The sequence below is a fragment of the Aliivibrio sp. A6 genome (assembly GCF_028765505.1).
In the GTDB taxonomy this organism is placed as follows: domain Bacteria; phylum Pseudomonadota; class Gammaproteobacteria; order Enterobacterales; family Vibrionaceae; genus Aliivibrio; species Aliivibrio finisterrensis_A.
This window is the reverse complement of record NZ_JARACR010000018.1, coordinates 15,075-33,230: the sequence shown is the minus strand read 5'-3', so window position 1 is coordinate 33,230 and position 18,156 is coordinate 15,075. Positions and strand designations below refer to the sequence as shown.

Genomic DNA, 18,156 nt, shown 5'->3' with positions numbered 1-18,156 from the left:
CTGTGCATATCAGCCCAAATGATCAAAAGAAATATCGTTTTATCGAACTCGATAATAAACTGCGAGTATTGCTGGTTCAAGACGATACGGCTCCTCGTTCTTCTGCCGCCCTTTCTGTTAATGTCGGTCACTTTGATGATCCTGACCATCGCCCAGGTCTTGCTCACTTTTTAGAGCATATGCTGTTTCTTGGTACAGAAAAATACCCAAAAGTGGGAGAGTTCCACTCATTTATTAACCAGCAAGGTGGCTCAAATAACGCATGGACAGGCACTGAGCACACTACTTTTTTCTTTGAAATTTCTCACCATGCGTTTGAAGAAGGTCTTGATCGCTTTGGCCAGTTCTTCTATGCCTCATTATTTAACGAAGAAGCCGTAGATAAAGAACGTCAAGCCGTTGATTCAGAATATAAATTAAAACTTAAAGACGATGTTCGTCGTATTTATCAGGTACACAAAGAGACCATTAATCAAGCGCATCCATTCGCTAAATTCTCAGTAGGAAGCATCGATACGTTAGCCGATAACGACACTTCTTCTATCCGTGATGAAATGCTGGCTTTTTATCAAGACCATTATTCTGCCGATTTAATGACCGCTGTGGTTTTAGGGAATCGTCCACTTTGTGAATTAGAGCTTTTAGCCACTCAATCTTTCTCTGCCATCCCTAATCAAAATTTAGGACATAAAACGATTGATGTCGCTTACGTAACAGAAGACCAACAAGCATGTTGGATAAATATTGAACCATTAAAAGAAGTTCGAAAGCTAACTCTCGCTTTTTCTTTGCCAAATCAAGACCGTTTTTACAAAACCAAACCGTTAAATTATCTTGGTCACCTGCTTGGTTATGAAGGCGAAGGCAGTTTAATGCTGTATTTAAAAAAACTCGGTTATATCCATTCGCTAACCGCTGGTGGTGGTGTGAGTGGCAGCAACTTCCGCGAGTTTACTCTGGCTTATAACTTAACGGAAAAAGGCATCGAACATACTGATGAGATCATTACACTCACTTATCAGTACATTGAACTTATCAAGCAGCAAGGCTTTGATGAATGGCGATACAGTGAGAAAAAAGCCGTTTTAGAGTCAGCTTTTCAATTCCAAGAAAAAAGCAAGCCACTTGATTTAGTTAGCCATCTTGTCATGAATTTACAACGCTATCATGCTGAAGACGCTATGTATGCCGACTATATGATGGAAGGCTACCATGAGCAGCAAATTAAAGATCTGTTAGAACAACTGACTCCAGAAAAAATGCGAGTAACCTTAGTGGCTCAAGGGTTAGAGTATGACCATAAAGACAAGTGGTATCATACCCCCTACTCAGTTCACCCACTGACAGAGAATCAATTGGCACTTTGGAAAAATGTTGAGCCGCATCCTGAGCTTTTCCTTCCAGAGAAAAATCCTTATATTTGCTACGATCTTGAACCTCAAGCGTTAACAGATACCACCGAATTTCCAATGTTGATTGAAGACTTACCGGGTTTTCGTCTATGGCATAAGCAAGAAGAAGAATTTAGGGTACCAAAAGGCATGGTTTATATTGCCATTGATAGCCCACATTCCATTTCTGACCCACGAAAAATAGTGAAAACTCGCCTATGTGTCGAAATGCTGATGGATGCCTTGAGTGAACAAACCTATCAAGCTGAAATTGCAGGAATGGGCTACAACCTCTATTGTCACCAAGGTGGAGTCACTCTTGCTCTATCTGGCTTTAGCCAAAAGCAGCCTTTATTATTGGAGGTTATTTTAAAGCGCTTTACTACTCGTGAGTTTAGTAGTGAACGTTTTGATTTCATTAAGAATCAACTGATACGTCACTGGAGCAACGCGTCGAAAGAGCGCCCTATTTCACAACTTTTCAATGCATTATCAGGAATTTTACAACCAAATAATCCCCCTTACCCTGTCCTTCTTGAGGCGTTAGAAAGTATAGAGGTCGATGATCTACCTAACTTTGTTCAAGCGATGTTTGCAGAATTACACGTTGAGATGTTTGTCTATGGCGACTGGTCACAGCAACAAGCTCTAGACTTAGGCAGCTCACTAAAAAATGCACTTCGTATGCAAAACCAAACTTATGAAGAGTCATTTCGACCACTGATTATGTTAGGAGAATCCGGAACCTTTCAGCGTGAACTATTTTGTGACCATTCTGATTCTGCTTTATTGGTCTATTATCAATCAGCTCAAGAAGACCCTCGCAGTTTTGCGCTTTATACGTTAGCAAACCATTTAATGTCGGCTTCTTTTTTCCATGAAATTAGAACCAAACAGCAATTAGGCTACATGGTTGGGACGGGAAATTTACCGTTAAACAAACACCCAGGATTGATCTTATATGTTCAATCACCTATGGCTCCTCCTGCCATATTATTAGATGCGATTGATGAGTTTCTTAACGCCTTCTACATGGTGTTATTAGAGCTAAATGAAGAGCAATGGCAAAACAGTAAACAAGGATTGATTGATCAAATCTCTGATCCCGACACTAATCTTCGTGGGCGAGCTCAGCGCTTATGGGCCTGTATTGGCAATAAAGATTTAAATTTTGATCATAAAGAGCGTGTTGCTGACGAACTTAGTTTGCTAACGCGAACTGAAATGCTGCGTTTTGTGGTTAACGTACTAAAACCAAGAACTGCGAATCGCTTAATCATGCATTGCCAAGGCACCGAGCATGAACAATACGATCGCTTAGATGTTGGGTTAGAAATTGATTCTATTGATGAGTTCCAATTGCGAGCGAAAGACGTGAATCTTGGGTAATTCCAATCGTTTAAACATTAAAAAAAGCCATCATAATCTTTGACTATGATGGCTTATAACTCATCTAATAAAGGTTGAACTTATTCTCTCTAATAAGAATAAACACCATTATTTGAATTGGTATTATAAAGAAAACCTATCCCCATATTTATCAGCGTACTTCTTCATTAACTCCGCTAGCTTTTCTTCACCGATACTGTTCATATAAGTAAATGGGCCACCTAAGAAAGGAGGGAAACCGATACCAAAGATAGCGCCAATATCACCGTCTCTTTCTGAGCGAATAATACCTTCATCTAAGCAGCGTTTTGCTTCAGATAACATAGGCAATACACAGCGCATGGCTATTTCATCTTTGCTTAGCTGAGATTGCGGTTTAATGTTAAGTAGTGAATAGACATCTTGATCCGGCGCTTTCTTCTTACCTTTGTAGACATAGAAACCACGCTTAGTTTTCTTACCTAGTCGCTTATCATCAATTAAGGTTTGAAACACATCAGGGCTGCGGAATCTATCACCCAGCTCCGCTTCTAATATCGGCATGATCTTCGCGCCAATATCTACCCCAACCTCATCTAATAATGAAATTGGCCCAACAGGGAAACCAAAATCCAATAAAGCCTCATCGATGGCCTCTATCGGCTCACCCGCCAACAATAACCTTGCCGCTTCATTCATGTAAGGCGCTAAAATTCGGTTTACATAAAACCCAGCACAATCTTTAACGACTATCGGCGTTTTACCTTGTTGCTTCGCTAAAGAGACCACGGTAGCGATGGCTTCATCACTGGTCGTTTGATGCGGAATAACTTCAACCAAAGGCATTTTCTCTACTGGGCTAAAATAGTGTAAACCGACAATATTCTCAGGTTTTTCAGCACCCTCTGCTATTTGGCCTATGGGAAGCGAAGAGGTATTGGTAGCAAAGATAACGTCTTCTTTTCCTTGCTCTTGCACCGCTTTTACCATCTCTTGTTTCAGCGTTAGATCTTCAAATACGGCCTCAACCACCACATCCAATTTTTTGAATCCGTTAAAATCGGTCACTCCCGTTAGTTGCAGCATTTGTTGTTGCAGCTTAGCTTTACTAATAATACGGCGTTTTCTTAACTTATCTAAACGTTGGTAATGGTACTGGTAGGCATTTAGCAAGCCATCATTATTAATGTCTTTGATAGTGACGTTCTTTTTGGCTTTAGCAATAGAGACATGAGCAATACCACCGCCCATTAACCCACCGCCTAGTACGCCAACTCGATGAATGATTTTAGGCTCTGCTTCACTGCCTTTCTCTTTCTTCATCTCTGTCATTGCAAAAAATAAGGAACGCAATGCAGCAGATTCAGGAGTCATGGCAAGCTTACCAAATTGCTCCGCTTCTCGTTGAAGCCCTTTTTTAATCCCTTTTTCTAACCCGTATTTAATGCTATCTAAAATTGCCGCAATCGCAGGGTAATTACCACGTGCTTTTTTCTGCGCTTGTTTTTCTGCTTGAGAGAAAATCACATTACGACCAAGAGCGTTTCTTGATATCGCCCACTCTTTGGTTGCTACTTTATTTTTTGATTTTTTCTTTACTGCAAATTCAGCGGCGGTTCGTGACAAAATAGTTTGTGGTACCGAGGCATTAACAACGCCTAACTTTAGGGCTTTTTTAGGTCTTAATTGCTTACCCGTTAAAATAATATCCAAACTGGCAAGCAACCCAATAAGTCGAGGCAATCGCTGTGTGCCGCCAGACCCCGGAAGCAACCCTAATTGGACTTCTGGCAAGCCTAATTTTGTTTTATTGTCATCACTGCACACACGATAATCACACGCCAGTGCCAACTCTAATCCACCACCGAGACAAGGACCATGAATCGCGGCAACGGTAGCAAATGGTAGATCTTCAATGCGTTGAAATAGCTGCTGACCTTTTTCAGCCAACGCTTGCGCTTCTGCTGCGCTTTCACAGTTAGCTATCATGCTAATGTCTGCGCCCGCAATAAAGTTATCGGGTTTACCTGATTGAATGACCAAGCCTTTAATATCTGAATGTTGTGCTTCTATGTCATTGAGTACTTGAGTCACTTGTTCTGCAAATGCTGACTTTAGTGTGTTCATTTTTTCATTAGGCACATCAATCGTCAGCCAAGCGATACCGGCATCGTCTTTAAACCAAGTAAACGCACTGCTGTTTTCTACTGCTTCAATAGCACTGTTATTTATTTCTAATGTCATTATTCAGCCTCCAAAACCATTGCTGCACCTAGTCCACCTGCGGCACATGCGGTATTTAACCCAAAGCCACCACCGCGGCGTTTTAGTTCTCGCAATGTTTGAATGATCATTCTGGCTCCCGTTGCCGCAAAAGGATGCCCATAAGCAATTGACCCACCAAGCACATTGAATTTATCCATGTCTATTTCACCAATGGCTTTATCTCTGCCTAAACATTCTCTGGCAAACTTATCAGATGCAAACATTTTTACGTTCGACAGCGTTTGTGCTGCAAATGCTTCGTGCATATCAATAAGCGTTAAATCCGATAAAGAAATACCCGCTTTATCGAGTGCCATTGGTGTGGCATAAGATGGTCCCATTAGCATATCGTTATGTACATCTATCGCGCTAAACGCAAAAGAGCGAATATAGCCCAACGGTTCATAACCTAGTTCTTTGGCGCGCTTTTCACTCATTAATAATATTGCTGCACCACCATCGGTTAAGGGGGTGCTGTTGGCTGCAGTTACTGAACCATATTTTCTATCAAACGCGGGACGTAATTTGGCGTAACTTGCAAGATCTGAGTCGTGGCGAATATTGTTATCCTGATCTAGCCAGGTTTTATACGGCTCTGGAAAAGCGGTCATGACTTCATCTTGTATCAACCCCTCTTGCCATGCTTTTGCCGCTAATGAATGCGAACGGTGCGCTAACGCATCTTGCTCTTCACGCGTTATGCCGTGAGTTTTCGCCATTTGCTCTGCGGTTTGTCCCATTGAGATCCCTGTTGAGTATTCAGCAACAGCAGGAGGTACAGGCGCAAGATCTTTCATTGATAAAGTACGAAGAAGAGAAAGTTTCTGACTTATGGTTTTGGTTTTGCTAAGGGCAAGCAACGTCGCGGCCATTTTTTTTGATACCCCAATAGGCAGAACAGAAGAAGAATCTGCACCACCAGCAATACCAATATCAATGGTGCCAGCCATGATGCTTTCCACTACGTTTGCCGTGGTTTGAAAACTGGTCGCGCACGCTCTAGTCACACTGTAGGCATCGGTTGCGATATCCATCCCTGTGCCTAATACAATCTCACGCGCAATGTTTGGTGCTTCTGGCATTTGCACTACTTGGCCAAAGACAACTTGATCAATCAATTTTGGATCTATGTCTGTTTTATCCATCAATGCTTTTACGGCAAGCTTACCGAGATCTACCGCAGGCGTAGAAATAAAAGCCGTGGATTGCTTAGCAAATGGGGTTCTAATACCTGAAACAACCGCTATGCGATCACCTTGTCGTGTCGTTAGTGGCTGATAGGTCTTTGAAAATTTGGCGTTTGACATTGCATCTCCTTGCATAATATCAACCTAATAAGTGGTCAGACCTCAAATTGTAACCAATTTGTTAATTTTGAGAAGTGCGTTATAGTAGAAATGTGAGCGGCGAATTATTAATACCATTCTGGATAAGTAGTTGTTCAGATAATTGCGCAGGAAAAATCGATTAGAGCAAGGCATAAATTACAGTAACTAGTGGATCTAATTACACCTAATTTTTGCAATAGAAAGGTATAACGCAGATATAATCGATTTTAACAAGCAAGAATGATCAAATACTTATGTAGATTGGTATAATCACTCATAAATTCTTGTTTACTGGTTAGAAATGAAGGTAATTAGATAGGAAAGTAGAAAAAATATGAGAGTGATTAAGCTAACGATCTGACCCGTGAAAATGTAGCCTACTGACTATTTTGATAAAAAAAAACCACATCAATCGATGTGGTCAGAATAAAAAACAATTAACGATAATAGCCAATTGTAAAATCAGTTTCACCTGATAAGGAGAAAGTAAAGTCAGCCTTCAAAAGGAAATGTTATCTTGCTCAACGGGTTGATTGCTCAACCAGATAACGAGATCAACTATAACGCGTCTCAGAATTCATTTATTGAAATAGATCAATTTTATGTTCTTTTACTACTTTCCTGCTTAATTAATGAATTCAAAACCAAGCAAACACCTCGTGAATACTTTGTAACCACCCACCAACATTCCTCCCAAAAAAAGTGAAAAAATTAAAAGTTTTCATCAATTTAACATTAGAAAATGACCAGTATAGAGCTTAAACTCTAAATATCACAAAGGGATAGGAATAATTCAAATTAATCAATAAGTTAACCATATTATCATTAATAAAAAATTAGGCTTAAAATAGAGTTTTAGCTCTAGTATTGTTAATTAAAAGTGGCATTTAAGAGCAAATCACGACCAGATCACGAATTTTAATGAATTTTTAGCAGTGGTCGGATTTGTCGTCTATGATCTGATCGTTATTATCTCGGCATCGAGATTTCAGTCTCAACTAAAAAAATCTTTTCAGTCGCAGAATTGAAAGGAAATAACAATACATGGAATATAATAATTATGAATAAGAAGCGTCTGTTTTCAAAAACACTTCTAGCAGCAACCATCACTCTTGCAACACAACAAGCTACTGCTGCCGGTTTCCAACTAAACGCACAATCAGCAACGGGCCTAGGCCGTGCATTTGCTGGTGATGCAGTAATCGCTGATAACGCCTCTGTAATGGCTCGTAACGCTGCTGCAATGGCTCTTTTTGATTCATCACAGTTTTCAGGCGGTGTTAACTACATCAAAACTGATATTGATGTGACGGATGTTAGTTATGATTCTTCGGCTTTAGGCGGCGGTGTTGCTCCTGTAGATAGTGCAAATAATAGCAGTGGCACTCCAGTTCCAAATATCTATTATGTTCATCGTTTAAATGAACAATGGGCTTTTGGTGCCGGAATCTATTCTAACTTTGGTACATCAAATGAATTTGATGACTCATTTGGAACTAGCCCTACAACACCAGGAGCTAATGTTTATGGTGGGACAACTGAAATTAAAAGCATTAATTATGCTTTAACTGCATCTTTCCGTGTAAACGAACAGTTTAGCCTTGGCGGTGGTATTGACATCATTCAAGGTTCAGGAAAGTTAAAACGTGATCTAGGAACTACCCCTATTTTAGATATTGATGCTAGCGGAGTCGGTGTTGGTTTTAACCTTGGTGGTGTTTATGAGTTAAACGAAGGTAATCGCTTTGGTTTGTCTTATCACTACAGTCCCGAAATCGAAGCTGAAGACGGTAATCAAAAAGTTACATTACCATTACCAGATATGATTGAGTTCTCTGGTTACCATGAGATCAAAGATACCAAGTTTGCAGTGCACTATTCCGTTCAATACATTGGCTGGAGTGATTTCGATCAAATTGAATTCACAAATGCAGCAATCACTGAAAAAGAGTATAACTGGCAAAATGGTATGCACTACTCTATCGGTGGTACATATTTCTTAAACGATGCATGGACACTTCGTGCTGGTTACATGTACGACACAGCAGCACAGGATAAAGATACATCAATCTCTGTTCCTGACTCTGATCGCCAATGGTTATCAGCTGGTGTGAGTTACCACTTCCAGAAAAAACACACCGTTGACTTTGGCTTTACATATCTAATGGGTGACGATGTTAAAGTAGAAGAAGATACTGGCGGTATTCTTCCTCTAACAGCAACTACACACGCTGACGCAATTCTTGCAGGTGTTCAGTACAGCTACAGCTTCTAAGATTTACTCTTAAAAGTGTAAAACCAAAAGGTCAGCATACGCTGGCCTTTTTTGATCGCCACGTATCTAAAAACAATGCGATATAAACTAGAAACGATACGCTGCGCTAACTAGAACGCTTCGCTCTATAAGAGCAAACAACCCCCTCTAACTCCCCCTTCTATTTACTTTATCGATCTCAATAACTCATCAATCAAGGGGGAGAACTGTATTGTGAACGCGATAGTTACAACAAATAATACACAGTCCCCTCCCCTTAATAAGGGGAGGGTTAGGGAGGGGTTACTACGATACAGGTAGAATAAAATACCAATTTGACTTGATTTAACACTGTGAGTTCTTGACCCCCTCCCAGCCTCCCCCTTAGTAAGGGGGAGGAGCTAAAAGCCCAAAGCAGTCCCCCTGAAACCTTCAAGCGAAGCGCTCTTCTCTTTCTTTACCTAAATATTTCAGCGTACACGCATACCCTCAAATACCAATTAAGACATACACCTGTACGCCCAAATAACACATCCGACCAGATAAATACAGAAAATTTAGCTAAATCTGAAACTTTTTACAGAAAAAAGCACTTAAAACTCGAATAAATCAATTTTTTGTTTGAAGTTTTTACTCTAGAACGTATTATCCACTTCAACTTATTACCACGAAATTCAGCGTACACTTGTACCAATATGAAAAAATCAATGAACAATAATAAAAACCGCCTATCTCTTGCTATTGCACTTGGTCTATTAGGCTCAGTAACAAGCACAACTTCTATGGCAGCAGGCTTCCAATTGGCAGAGTATTCAGCGACTGGTCTTGGTCGTGCGTACGCAGGTGAAGCAGCAATGGCTGACGGTGCTGATGCACAATGGCGTAACATGGCAATGCTGACTTACCTAGAAGGTACGCAGATTTCAGTGGGTGGTATTTATGTTGATCCAAATGTGGATGTGAGTGGAAAGATCAATGACACCATTCCAACAAGCTCTAAAGATTTTGCTCACAGTGCTGTGATCCCTAACTTTTATCTATCACACCGCGTAAACGAAAAATTAGCACTAGGTGTAGCGCTTGGTACTAACTACGGCATGGAAACCGATCTTGATGACAACTTTGCCGCAAGTCACTTTGGTAATACCGCAAGTATCATCACTAAAGAACTAAACCTAAACATTGCTTATCAAGTGATGCCACAATTAAGCGTTGGTGGTGGTGTACGCTATGTAATGGGCGAAGGTCACTTTGGTGCAACTGCTCCTAAAGGTGCAAAACTACCAGGTACTAATACGCCAATCCCTGAAGGAACAACTCTGAAATACATGGAAGGTACCGATGAAGCCCTTGGTTGGCAAGTAGGTACAGCTTGGCAGATTAATGATACTAATCGCCTTGGTTTCACCTACAAATCAGAAGTAAAATTAGATCTTGAAGGCCACGCTAAAGGCATCGGTTTCATTCCTTTAAGTGCAGTGTTTCCTAATCTAAATTTAACTAAGCAAGGCTCTATGGCTTTGGCTATGCCTGCAACAGCTGAATTAGCAAGTTTCCACCAACTAACCGATTCGGTTGCTATTCATGCAAGCGTTAACTGGACGGATTGGAGCAGCTTTGAAAAACTAGAAGCCGATTTCCATGACGGTAAAGCACCAACAATGGTTAAAGAAGAGCATTGGGAAGATAACTACCGCATCGCGCTAGGTGGTACTTACCAACTGAACCAAAAAATCACCTTACGTTCTGGCATTGCTTACGATACCTCAGCGGTTAGTGATAAAAACCGTACTATCACAATTCCTGAAACGGATCGCACTTGGTTAAGTATTGGCGCAGGCTATGAGTGGTCACAAAATCTATCACTAGATGCTGGTTTTACTTATATTATTGCTAAAGATGCACCTATCACAGAATCTCGTGGCTATGAATCAGATAACGAAGCTCAAGCTATCGGTGGTTCTTTCAACGGCGAAACAACGGGTAGCGTATGGCTACTAGGTGTTCAAGCGAACTACCGTTTCTAATTAATCAGTACTGACTGACTACATAGAAATTGCATTAGGCCTCTTTATTGAGGCCTTTTTTATTTATAGCTGTATCTAACATTCAAAAACTAGGCCTTGCCGATATAAATCAGCACGCTACACTCAATTTATAGCGTTTTTAAGCACCATTATTTGGAGCCATTTATTCATGACTTTCATTACAACACTTAAACAACAACCTATATTATTACTGCTTACGATTATTTATAGTGCTGTATTTTTATTCTCAGCTTTTGACCCAATATCACGCGCCGTTTGGGTTGCAGAGATATTGCCTGCATTATTAATCCTCGCTGGTATTTTTTATATGGCAACACGTTTTGAGTTTAGCAAAACCGCTTATATATTAATGTTTGTCTGGCTTACTCTTCATACTATCGGCTCAAAATACACCTTTGCTGATGTCCCTTTTGACTGGTTTAATAATTTAATTGGGTCTGAGCGTAATAACTTTGATCGCGTTGCTCATTTCTCTATTGGCTTTTATGCTTACCCTATTGCAGAATATTTAATTAAAACCAAGAAATGCTCTGCACCACTTGCGATGGCGTTTGGTTTATTTACCCTAATGAGCGTCGCTGCAGGCTATGAGATCGTCGAGTGGTGGTATGCTGCCATTGCAGGCGGTGAAGAAGGCATTGCTTTTTTAGGATCACAAGGTGACATTTGGGATGCGCAGAAAGATATGTTGTGTGATACAGCGGGGGCATTAAGCGCTTTATTGTTAATGTTAATCCAACGTAAAAATGGCTAGTTTCAGAGTTCAGGTTTCAGGTTTCAGGTTTCAGGTTTCAGGTTTCAGGTTTCAGGTTTCAGGTTTCAGGTTTCAGGTTTCAGGTTTCAGGTTTCAGGAGAGGATAGTTCCTGAAACCTGAGATGCTATTGTTAATTCTTACTCATCTATTTCATCTAAATAATCGTCAATATCACTTTCTGCATCTAAATCAACGTCAGGCTCAATTTCTGCTTTAAAGTCTTGGCGTTGTAAATACACATCACGCGTTAATGCGTATGGATCTGGCGAGGCTTCTAACATTGGCTCTTGTGAGATCAACTGAACACGAGATTCCATTCCTTCTAAACCCCATTTTCCAAGGCCTTGCCAGAAGTTTAAGTAAGAAAGAGGCATATAAAAGCCATCAACAAAATCCCCTGCTTCACGCAATGTCCAAGGGCCATAACCCGGTAGCATAAAGTACGGTCCATTCCCAACACCATAATGACCAAGTGCATCACCAAAGGATTTACTGTCTGGTTTATTTATCTCAGCAGCACTGGCTATATCAATTAAGCCTACCAAGCCTAATGTTGTATTTAACCAAAATCGATTAAAGTGAACCATGGCTACGTTGCCATTACCCATGATTAAATTATTCACCATACTCGATGGCTCATCTAGGTTAGCGAGGAAATTGGCTATCCCCATTCGAATTGGGCTTGGGGTGTATTCAACATAACCAACCGAGACAGGACGCACTAAATACGGGTCTAAAATATCGTAATTTAGCCCCCACATTACACGGTTGAATCCCTCTAGCGGATCACCGCGATGAGAATCATCGTACTCTACCTCTACGACTTCTGTTGTTTCTACTTCATTATTATCTTGTTCTGGCGTTTGAGAGCAACCTACAATCAAAAACAATAACGAAAAAGATATCCCTATTCTCTTCAGCACAATACACCTTCGCCTAGCTTTATTAATATTATTATAGTTTATTCAAAAAAAACGGGCAGAAGCTCAATGCCTCTACCCGTTGTAGTATGCCACTTGTTAAAAGATATTAGTATTGCTTATCTATCTCAAGCGATACATTCTTTCCTAGCGTACTTACTGCACTTTCACCGTACCAGTCGCCGTCTTTTGTTGATACGTTACCATCTTGATCGATACGAGCTCGAACAATAAAGTTTGGCATATCAGACAATTTACGCTGCTCCATCATATTATTGTCATCTGACATCATAATGCTAAGTGGGAAGCGACTTAGTGGGATACGAGCCGCTGCCACAGGCATTGGTGAACCGTCAGCTGGATGAATAGAAACAATCACGACACCTTGTGATGGCAGTGTCACATTACTGCCAAGGTTAATCGTAATAGGCACTTGCTTATCAAGATTCGCTTCAGGGTTCATCTTAGATTTTGCACGTTCGATACTGCGAGTCAGCATTTCATAGCGAGAGTCATCAGGACCAATCAGCATTTGCATTGCTTTCCATGCAGATACTGCTCCTTTATAGTCTTGACGTTCAAACGAACTGAACGCAAGTAGCGATAAAGCGCGTAAATTGGTCGAGTCACCACGAAGTACTTGCTTAAGCATTTGCTTGGCTTGATCTGCTTTTGCGTCATCACCTGAAAGCATTAATGCTTGTGCATAACCTAATTTGATATCAACATCTGTTGGTTTTAATGCATACGCTTTTTTCATTGCGCCCACAGAGGTATCAATATCACGATTTGACATACCAATACGACCTAACAAGAACCAGCCCATTGCATCATTAGGCTCATGGTGCAACTTGGTACGTAGTGCTAAAGTCAGGTTTGCCATTTCAGCGTCACTTAGCGCAACACCTTCTGGGTTCATTAGTTGTTGAGATAGTTCAGGTAAGCGTGCACTTACTTCTTGCCACTTTTCAACTTTATCTGAGCTGCCAAATTTAAAATATAGCCCATACGAGATAACGATAAAGATGATGATTGAAGGCAAGATAAATAATCGTGCATTCAAGCTGTCTTGTTGTGCTTTCTCTGTTGCGGGAATATCATCTAGCAAAGATTGCTTTAGCTCTGTGATTAACTCATCTTGGTTATTCACAAGACCTTCGGCGTCTTCTTCTTTCAGTTCAGCTAAGCGATCTTTATAGAAGGCTTTGTTCAATTCATCTCGGCGTGCTTCATCGTCTTGCGCTTTTGCTTTCCATAACGGAAGCGCGATAAATACAACACCAACAACAATTAGGGCTAAGGTCGAAATCCAAAACAAAATCATTTGTTTACCTTCCCATCTTCATTTTTATTCTCATTTAATAAGGCGTTCAAACGTTCTTCATGTTCGTTATCCCACTCTTCTGAATTATCTTCTGTTACCACTTTTGATTTACGGCTACGAAGCACAATAAAACCAAAGCCAAACACAAGTACACCTAGCGGGCCTAGCCATAAAACCAATGTCCCAGCAGTTAGCGGTGGATCGTAAGTAACAAAGTTACCGTAACGATCAATCATATAGTCGACAATTTCTTGGTCTGATTTACCGGCTTTAGTCATTTCATACACCTTATGGCGCATGTCTTGAGCAAGCTCTGCATTTGAATCAGCAATGTTATTATTCTGACATTTAGGGCAACGTAATGTTTGACCTAGTTCTTTAAATTGCTGCTCTTGCTCTGGCGAATCAAACTTATATAAATCAATGGTTGCGTAACTTGCTTGCACCGTAAAAAAACTGAATGCGATAGCAGCAAAACTACGAAGTCCCCATTTACGTAAGCTAGTTTTCATTATTTAGCCTCCGCAATCAGTTGATCATACATTGGCTTTAATACTTCGTTCCAATTGCGATCATTTACATCACCAACATGACGATAGCGAACGATACCGTTGCTGTCGATTAGGAAGGTTTCAGGTGCGCCGTACACACCTAAATCCATACCCAGCATGCCATCACCATCAAATAGAGTGATTAAATACGGGTTACCTAACTCAGTTAGCCATTGAATTGCACCGGCTCTATCGTCTTTGTAGTTCATACCGATAATCTTAACACCTTGAGTGGCAAGGGTATTAAGATACTGATGCTCGGCATAACACGTTGGACACCACGTTGCCCATACGTTCAGTAATAAAGGTTCTCCTTTAAAAATACTTTGATCGTATAGTTTGCCTTCTTGTGCTAAATCTTCTAAACGAAACTCTGGCACGTGCTTACCAACTAACACTGATTCTAGCTTTGTTGGATCATCGCCATTTGAGTTGCGTGTTAACTGAGTAGCAAACACGGCAACTAAAATTAAAAACAGTGCTAGAGGTGCAAATAAAAACTTCTTATTCATAATTTAAGCTTCCTGTTTTTTATCTGTTTTACGGAAACGGTAACGCTTATCAGATAGCGCTAACATACCGCCAAGAGCCATAAATAATGAGCCCGCCCAAATCCAACGCACAAATGGTTTGTAGTAAATACGAACAGCCCATGAACGGTTATCATCCAAGCGCTCACCCATTGCGATGTATAAATCACGAGTGAAACCACGATCAATCGCCGCCTCGGTCATCATTGAACCTGCTGTTTGGTAAAAACGTTTTTCAGCATGAAGCGTATTAATCGCTTTGCCATCTAACGTAATGTCAAAATCAGCGGTATAACCATCATAGTTAGGACCATCTGTATCACGAACACCAGCAAAGTAGAACTGGTAACCGTTCATTTCAATGTGTTCACCCGGTGCTAAACGAACATCTTTTTCGATGCTGTAGTTTTGTACCATTGCAATACCAATAATAGTTACAGCTAGACCAATGTGCGCGAACATCATTGCCCAGTGGCTGCGACCCAGTTTCGTTATACCTACAGAGAATGAATGACGATGAGTTGCACGCTCGTACAATTCAAAACCGTGTAAAATCACAATCCAAATAGACATCATCCAGCCAAGGTATGGCATGAATTGGAATCTATCGGCAAAGATAACCATGAAGATTGCGGCTAGTGGGATGGTAATCGCACCTGTGATCACCATGCGTTTTGCTAAGTGACTTAAATTGTCACGCTTCCAACGGATAAGAGGACCAATACCCATTAAGAAAGCAAATGGGATCATTAACCATGCAAACAACATATCAAAGAACGGCGCACCGATAGAAACCGAGCCTAAACCAAGCTGTTTATGTACTAGTGGTAATAACGTACCAACAAGTACAACAACTAAGGCTGTCATTAATAAAATGTTGTTAGCTAATAACGCATTTTCACGTGAGAACAGTGAGAAGTTACCACGAACTCGTACTGATGCGCCTTTTAGTGCGAACAGCAGTAATGAACCACCGATCACCATGACTAGGAAGCCAAGAATAAACATACCTCGTGCAGGATCAGAAGCAAAGGCGTGAACCGATACTAAGATGCCTGAACGTACAAGGAATGTGCCTAATAAACTTAATGAGAAGGCTAAAATCGCCAGCAATACCGTCCACGCTTTAAAGGTGCCACGTTTCTCTGTTACCGCTAATGAGTGCATTAGTGCGGTACCAGCAAGCCAAGGCATGAATGATGCGTTTTCTACTGGATCCCAGAACCACCAGCCACCCCAGCCAAGTTCATAATATGCCCACCATGAACCTAGAGAGATACCTACCGTTAGGAATGACCATGCTGCGATTGTCCAAGGACGAGACCAACGAGCCCAAGCCGTATCTAAACGACCCGCCATTAGTGAAGCAATAGCGAAAGAGAACGCAACTGAGAAACCTACATAACCCATGTATAGCATTGGTGGGTGAATGATTAGACCTGGATCTTGAAGAAGCGGGTTCAAATCACGACCATCAATTGGGAAGAATGGCAAAGTACGTAAGAATGGGTTTGACGTTAGAATAATGAAAAGTAGGAAACCAACGTTAATCCACCCCATTACTGCTAATACTCGTGCAATCGACTCTTGTGGCATACCACGACTGAAGGTTGCTACGGCAACGGTCCAACCTGCTTGGATAAGAACCCAAAGCAATAAAGAACCTTCGTGAGCGCCCCAAACGGCGGTTAAACGGTAATACCAAGGAAGTAAGCTGTTTGAGTTACTTGCTACATATTGCAGAGTGAAATCGTTAATGTAGAAGGCCCACATTAAGATCCCAAATGATAAGCCAAGGAGTAAGAACATTCCCCATGACAATGGTCTTGCACTTTGCATTAATGCTTTATTACCACGGCTCACACCATATATTGGTAATATACTCAATAGGATTGAAAGCCCTAGAGAAGCAATTAAGGCAAAATGACCGAGTTCTGCGATCATTGACCTGTTCCTTGTTTTTGTTGTTCTGTGTATTGAAGTGGTTCATGCGTTTTCTTCATTGCTTCTGCAACTTCAGGTGGCATGTACTCTTCATCATGTTTTGCCAATACTTCATGAGCCTTAATCGTTGTTGCATCTACAAGAACACCTTGTGCAACAATACCTTGGCCTTCACGGAATAAATCCGGAAGAATACCATTATAAGTTACGGTCACTTCAGGGCCAATATCAGCAACCTTGAATGACACTTCTAATGAATCACTGTCACGTTTTACTGATCCTGCGACAACCATACCACCGATACGAAGACGCTGGCCAACCTCTGGTTTTGTTCCATCAGGTTTACCATTAACCAGTTCAGTTGGTGTATAGAATAAATCCATATTTTGATTCAATGCGTAAATCATTAAACCAACGGTTGCACTGACCCCAAAGAATAGAGCAAGGATCAATCCTAGGCGCTTTTTACGTCTTGGATTCATAGTGTGTTCTCCATAGTTTTTGCTTTTTTAATTCGTTCTTCTCGTGCCATTTTTTGTTCAATCTCTTTTAGCAATTGACGACGCTTGCCTAAGCTAGAGAATAAAATCCAAAATAAGGAGAGAAAAGTGGCACCAAAGGCACCCCATACATAAACGGCATAACCGCCCATGGCTAAAAAATCACTGAAAGTTTCAAAATGCATAACAATAATTCCCTTCTCTCGTTATTTAGACGCGGTAGATTTTGGTTCTACTAGCGCTCTAACCCAAGGACGATGGCTCTCTTTTGCTAAAATTTCATTCCTAAAACGAATAAGAGTCACAGAACCAAAGAAAGTTGCAAAGCCAATGATATTTAATAATAAAGGCCACAACATATCGGCAGAAATGGAAGGTTTATCAAACTTTGTAATGCTTGCGCCTTGATGAAGGGTATTCCACCACTCTACTGAGAAGTGAATAATTGGTAGGTTTATCACACCAACAATGGCAAGAATACCTGCAGCGCGAGCTGCGGTGCGCTGATCATCAAATGCGTTATATAACGCCATTACACCTAGGTATAAGAAAAGAAGAATCAGTTCAGACGTTAAACGTGCATCCCATACCCACCATGCGCCCCACATTGGTTTACCCCAAACGGCACCAGTAAGCAAAGCAATGAACGTGAATACAGCACCAATCGGTGCCATTGCCGCTGCTGCCATGTCTGACAGTTTCAACTGCCAAACGAGACCAATAAATGCCGCAATTGCCATCGACATATAAGCACCCATTGACAGAATGGCCGAAGGAACATGTATGTAGATAATTCTAAAACTATCACCCTGCTGATAATCAGAAGGAGCAAACGCCAGTCCCCAAATGGTACCTACCGTTAAACTGATAATTGAAATCACCGCAAACCACGGCAATAGCGTGGTACTTAATTGATACGCTTTCTCTGGTTTAGCGTAAGGATGAAGCCATTTCCACATTGGTTTATCTCACTTACTC

At 41.0% G+C, this 18,156-nt stretch carries 14 protein-coding genes; 4 read left to right on the top strand and 10 right to left on the bottom strand.

From position 1 onward, the window contains the following. Positions 1–2 precede the first annotated feature (2 nt). Complete coding sequence (locus PVK70_RS11695; RefSeq protein WP_130048703.1) at positions 3–2,780, top strand: insulinase family protein; 2,778 nt, start codon at positions 3–5, stop codon at positions 2,778–2,780. Between the two features lie 123 nt (positions 2,781–2,903). On the opposite strand, the gene fadJ is transcribed toward PVK70_RS11695, so the two are convergent. Then, complete coding sequence (gene fadJ, locus PVK70_RS11690) at positions 2,904–5,003, bottom strand: fatty acid oxidation complex subunit alpha FadJ (RefSeq protein WP_130048702.1); 2,100 nt, start codon at positions 5,001–5,003, stop codon at positions 2,904–2,906. After that, complete coding sequence (gene fadI / locus PVK70_RS11685) at positions 5,003–6,331, bottom strand: acetyl-CoA C-acyltransferase FadI (RefSeq protein ID WP_130048700.1); 1,329 nt, start codon at positions 6,329–6,331, stop codon at positions 5,003–5,005. Before fadI ends, fadJ begins: the two co-directional genes overlap by 1 nt. A gap of 1,081 nt (positions 6,332–7,412) precedes the next feature. On the opposite strand from fadI, the gene PVK70_RS11680 reads away from it, so the two are divergent. The 3 genes from PVK70_RS11680 (at position 7,413) to PVK70_RS11670 (ending at position 11,408) form a co-directional block, all read left to right on the top strand. Next, positions 7,413–8,627 carry an outer membrane protein transport protein gene (locus PVK70_RS11680; protein ID WP_130048699.1) on the top strand — a complete coding sequence of 405 codons (1,215 nt, stop codon included), beginning with the start codon at positions 7,413–7,415 and terminating at the stop codon, positions 8,625–8,627. A 686-nt stretch (positions 8,628–9,313) separates the two neighbouring features. After that, the gene (locus PVK70_RS11675) at positions 9,314–10,633 is read left to right on the top strand and encodes an outer membrane protein transport protein (RefSeq protein ID WP_130048698.1); all 1,320 of its coding nucleotides are present in this window, start codon (positions 9,314–9,316) and stop codon (positions 10,631–10,633) included. A 169-nt stretch (positions 10,634–10,802) separates the two neighbouring features. Next, positions 10,803–11,408: a DUF2238 domain-containing protein gene (locus tag PVK70_RS11670; protein WP_130048696.1), complete on the top strand. Its 606-nt coding sequence runs from the start codon at positions 10,803–10,805 to the stop codon at positions 11,406–11,408. Between the two features lie 138 nt (positions 11,409–11,546). Here the strand turns inward: PVK70_RS11670 and PVK70_RS11665 are convergent, their stop codons facing one another. The 8 genes from PVK70_RS11665 to PVK70_RS11630 form a co-directional block, all read right to left on the bottom strand. After that, a complete protein-coding gene (locus tag PVK70_RS11665) occupies positions 11,547–12,332 on the bottom strand; it encodes an MlaA family lipoprotein (protein WP_165367216.1) in 786 nt (261 codons plus the stop codon). A gap of 106 nt (positions 12,333–12,438) precedes the next feature. Further along, on the bottom strand, positions 12,439–13,653 hold the full coding sequence (gene ccmI, locus PVK70_RS11660; protein WP_130048695.1) for a c-type cytochrome biogenesis protein CcmI: 1,215 nt from the start codon (positions 13,651–13,653) through the stop codon (positions 12,439–12,441). Then, complete coding sequence (locus PVK70_RS11655; protein WP_130048694.1) at positions 13,650–14,165, bottom strand: cytochrome c-type biogenesis protein; 516 nt, start codon at positions 14,163–14,165, stop codon at positions 13,650–13,652. The genes ccmI and PVK70_RS11655 overlap by 4 nt, the downstream gene beginning before the upstream one ends. Next, the gene (locus PVK70_RS11650; RefSeq protein WP_130048692.1) at positions 14,165–14,716 is read right to left on the bottom strand and encodes a DsbE family thiol:disulfide interchange protein; all 552 of its coding nucleotides are present in this window, start codon (positions 14,714–14,716) and stop codon (positions 14,165–14,167) included. The genes PVK70_RS11655 and PVK70_RS11650 overlap by 1 nt, the downstream gene beginning before the upstream one ends. A gap of 3 nt (positions 14,717–14,719) precedes the next feature. Continuing rightward, positions 14,720–16,678, bottom strand: coding sequence for a heme lyase CcmF/NrfE family subunit (locus PVK70_RS11645; RefSeq protein WP_130048691.1), 1,959 nt, complete (start codon positions 16,676–16,678; stop codon positions 14,720–14,722). Then, positions 16,675–17,160, bottom strand: coding sequence for a cytochrome c maturation protein CcmE (gene ccmE / locus PVK70_RS11640; protein WP_130048690.1), 486 nt, complete (start codon positions 17,158–17,160; stop codon positions 16,675–16,677). Before ccmE ends, PVK70_RS11645 begins: the two co-directional genes overlap by 4 nt. Then, positions 17,157–17,363, bottom strand: coding sequence for a heme exporter protein CcmD (gene ccmD, locus PVK70_RS11635; RefSeq protein WP_130044165.1), 207 nt, complete (start codon positions 17,361–17,363; stop codon positions 17,157–17,159). Before ccmD ends, ccmE begins: the two co-directional genes overlap by 4 nt. Positions 17,364–17,384: 21 nt before the next feature. Continuing rightward, positions 17,385–18,137, bottom strand: a complete 753-nt coding sequence (locus tag PVK70_RS11630; RefSeq protein ID WP_130048688.1) for a heme ABC transporter permease — start codon at positions 18,135–18,137, stop codon at positions 17,385–17,387. Positions 18,138–18,156: the final 19 nt, after the last annotated feature.

Bases quoted from the DNA above. Each gene is read 5' to 3' on its own strand.
- fadJ (WP_130048702.1), bottom strand. From the start codon at position 5,003: ATGACATTAGAAATAAATAACAGTGCTATTGAAGCAGTAGAAAACAGC.
- fadI (WP_130048700.1), bottom strand. From the start codon at position 6,331: ATGTCAAACGCCAAATTTTCAAAGACCTATCAGCCACTAACGACACGA.
- PVK70_RS11680 (WP_130048699.1), top strand. From the start codon at position 7,413: ATGAATAAGAAGCGTCTGTTTTCAAAAACACTTCTAGCAGCAACCATC.
- PVK70_RS11675 (WP_130048698.1), top strand. From the start codon at position 9,314: ATGAACAATAATAAAAACCGCCTATCTCTTGCTATTGCACTTGGTCTA.
- PVK70_RS11670 (WP_130048696.1), top strand. From the start codon at position 10,803: ATGACTTTCATTACAACACTTAAACAACAACCTATATTATTACTGCTT.
- ccmI (WP_130048695.1), bottom strand. From the start codon at position 13,653: ATGATTTTGTTTTGGATTTCGACCTTAGCCCTAATTGTTGTTGGTGTT.
- PVK70_RS11655 (WP_130048694.1), bottom strand. From the start codon at position 14,165: ATGAAAACTAGCTTACGTAAATGGGGACTTCGTAGTTTTGCTGCTATC.
- PVK70_RS11650 (WP_130048692.1), bottom strand. From the start codon at position 14,716: ATGAATAAGAAGTTTTTATTTGCACCTCTAGCACTGTTTTTAATTTTA.
- PVK70_RS11645 (WP_130048691.1), bottom strand. From the start codon at position 16,678: ATGATCGCAGAACTCGGTCATTTTGCCTTAATTGCTTCTCTAGGGCTT.
- ccmE (WP_130048690.1), bottom strand. From the start codon at position 17,160: ATGAATCCAAGACGTAAAAAGCGCCTAGGATTGATCCTTGCTCTATTC.
- ccmD (WP_130044165.1), bottom strand. From the start codon at position 17,363: ATGCATTTTGAAACTTTCAGTGATTTTTTAGCCATGGGCGGTTATGCC.
- PVK70_RS11630 (WP_130048688.1), bottom strand. From the start codon at position 18,137: ATGTGGAAATGGCTTCATCCTTACGCTAAACCAGAGAAAGCGTATCAA.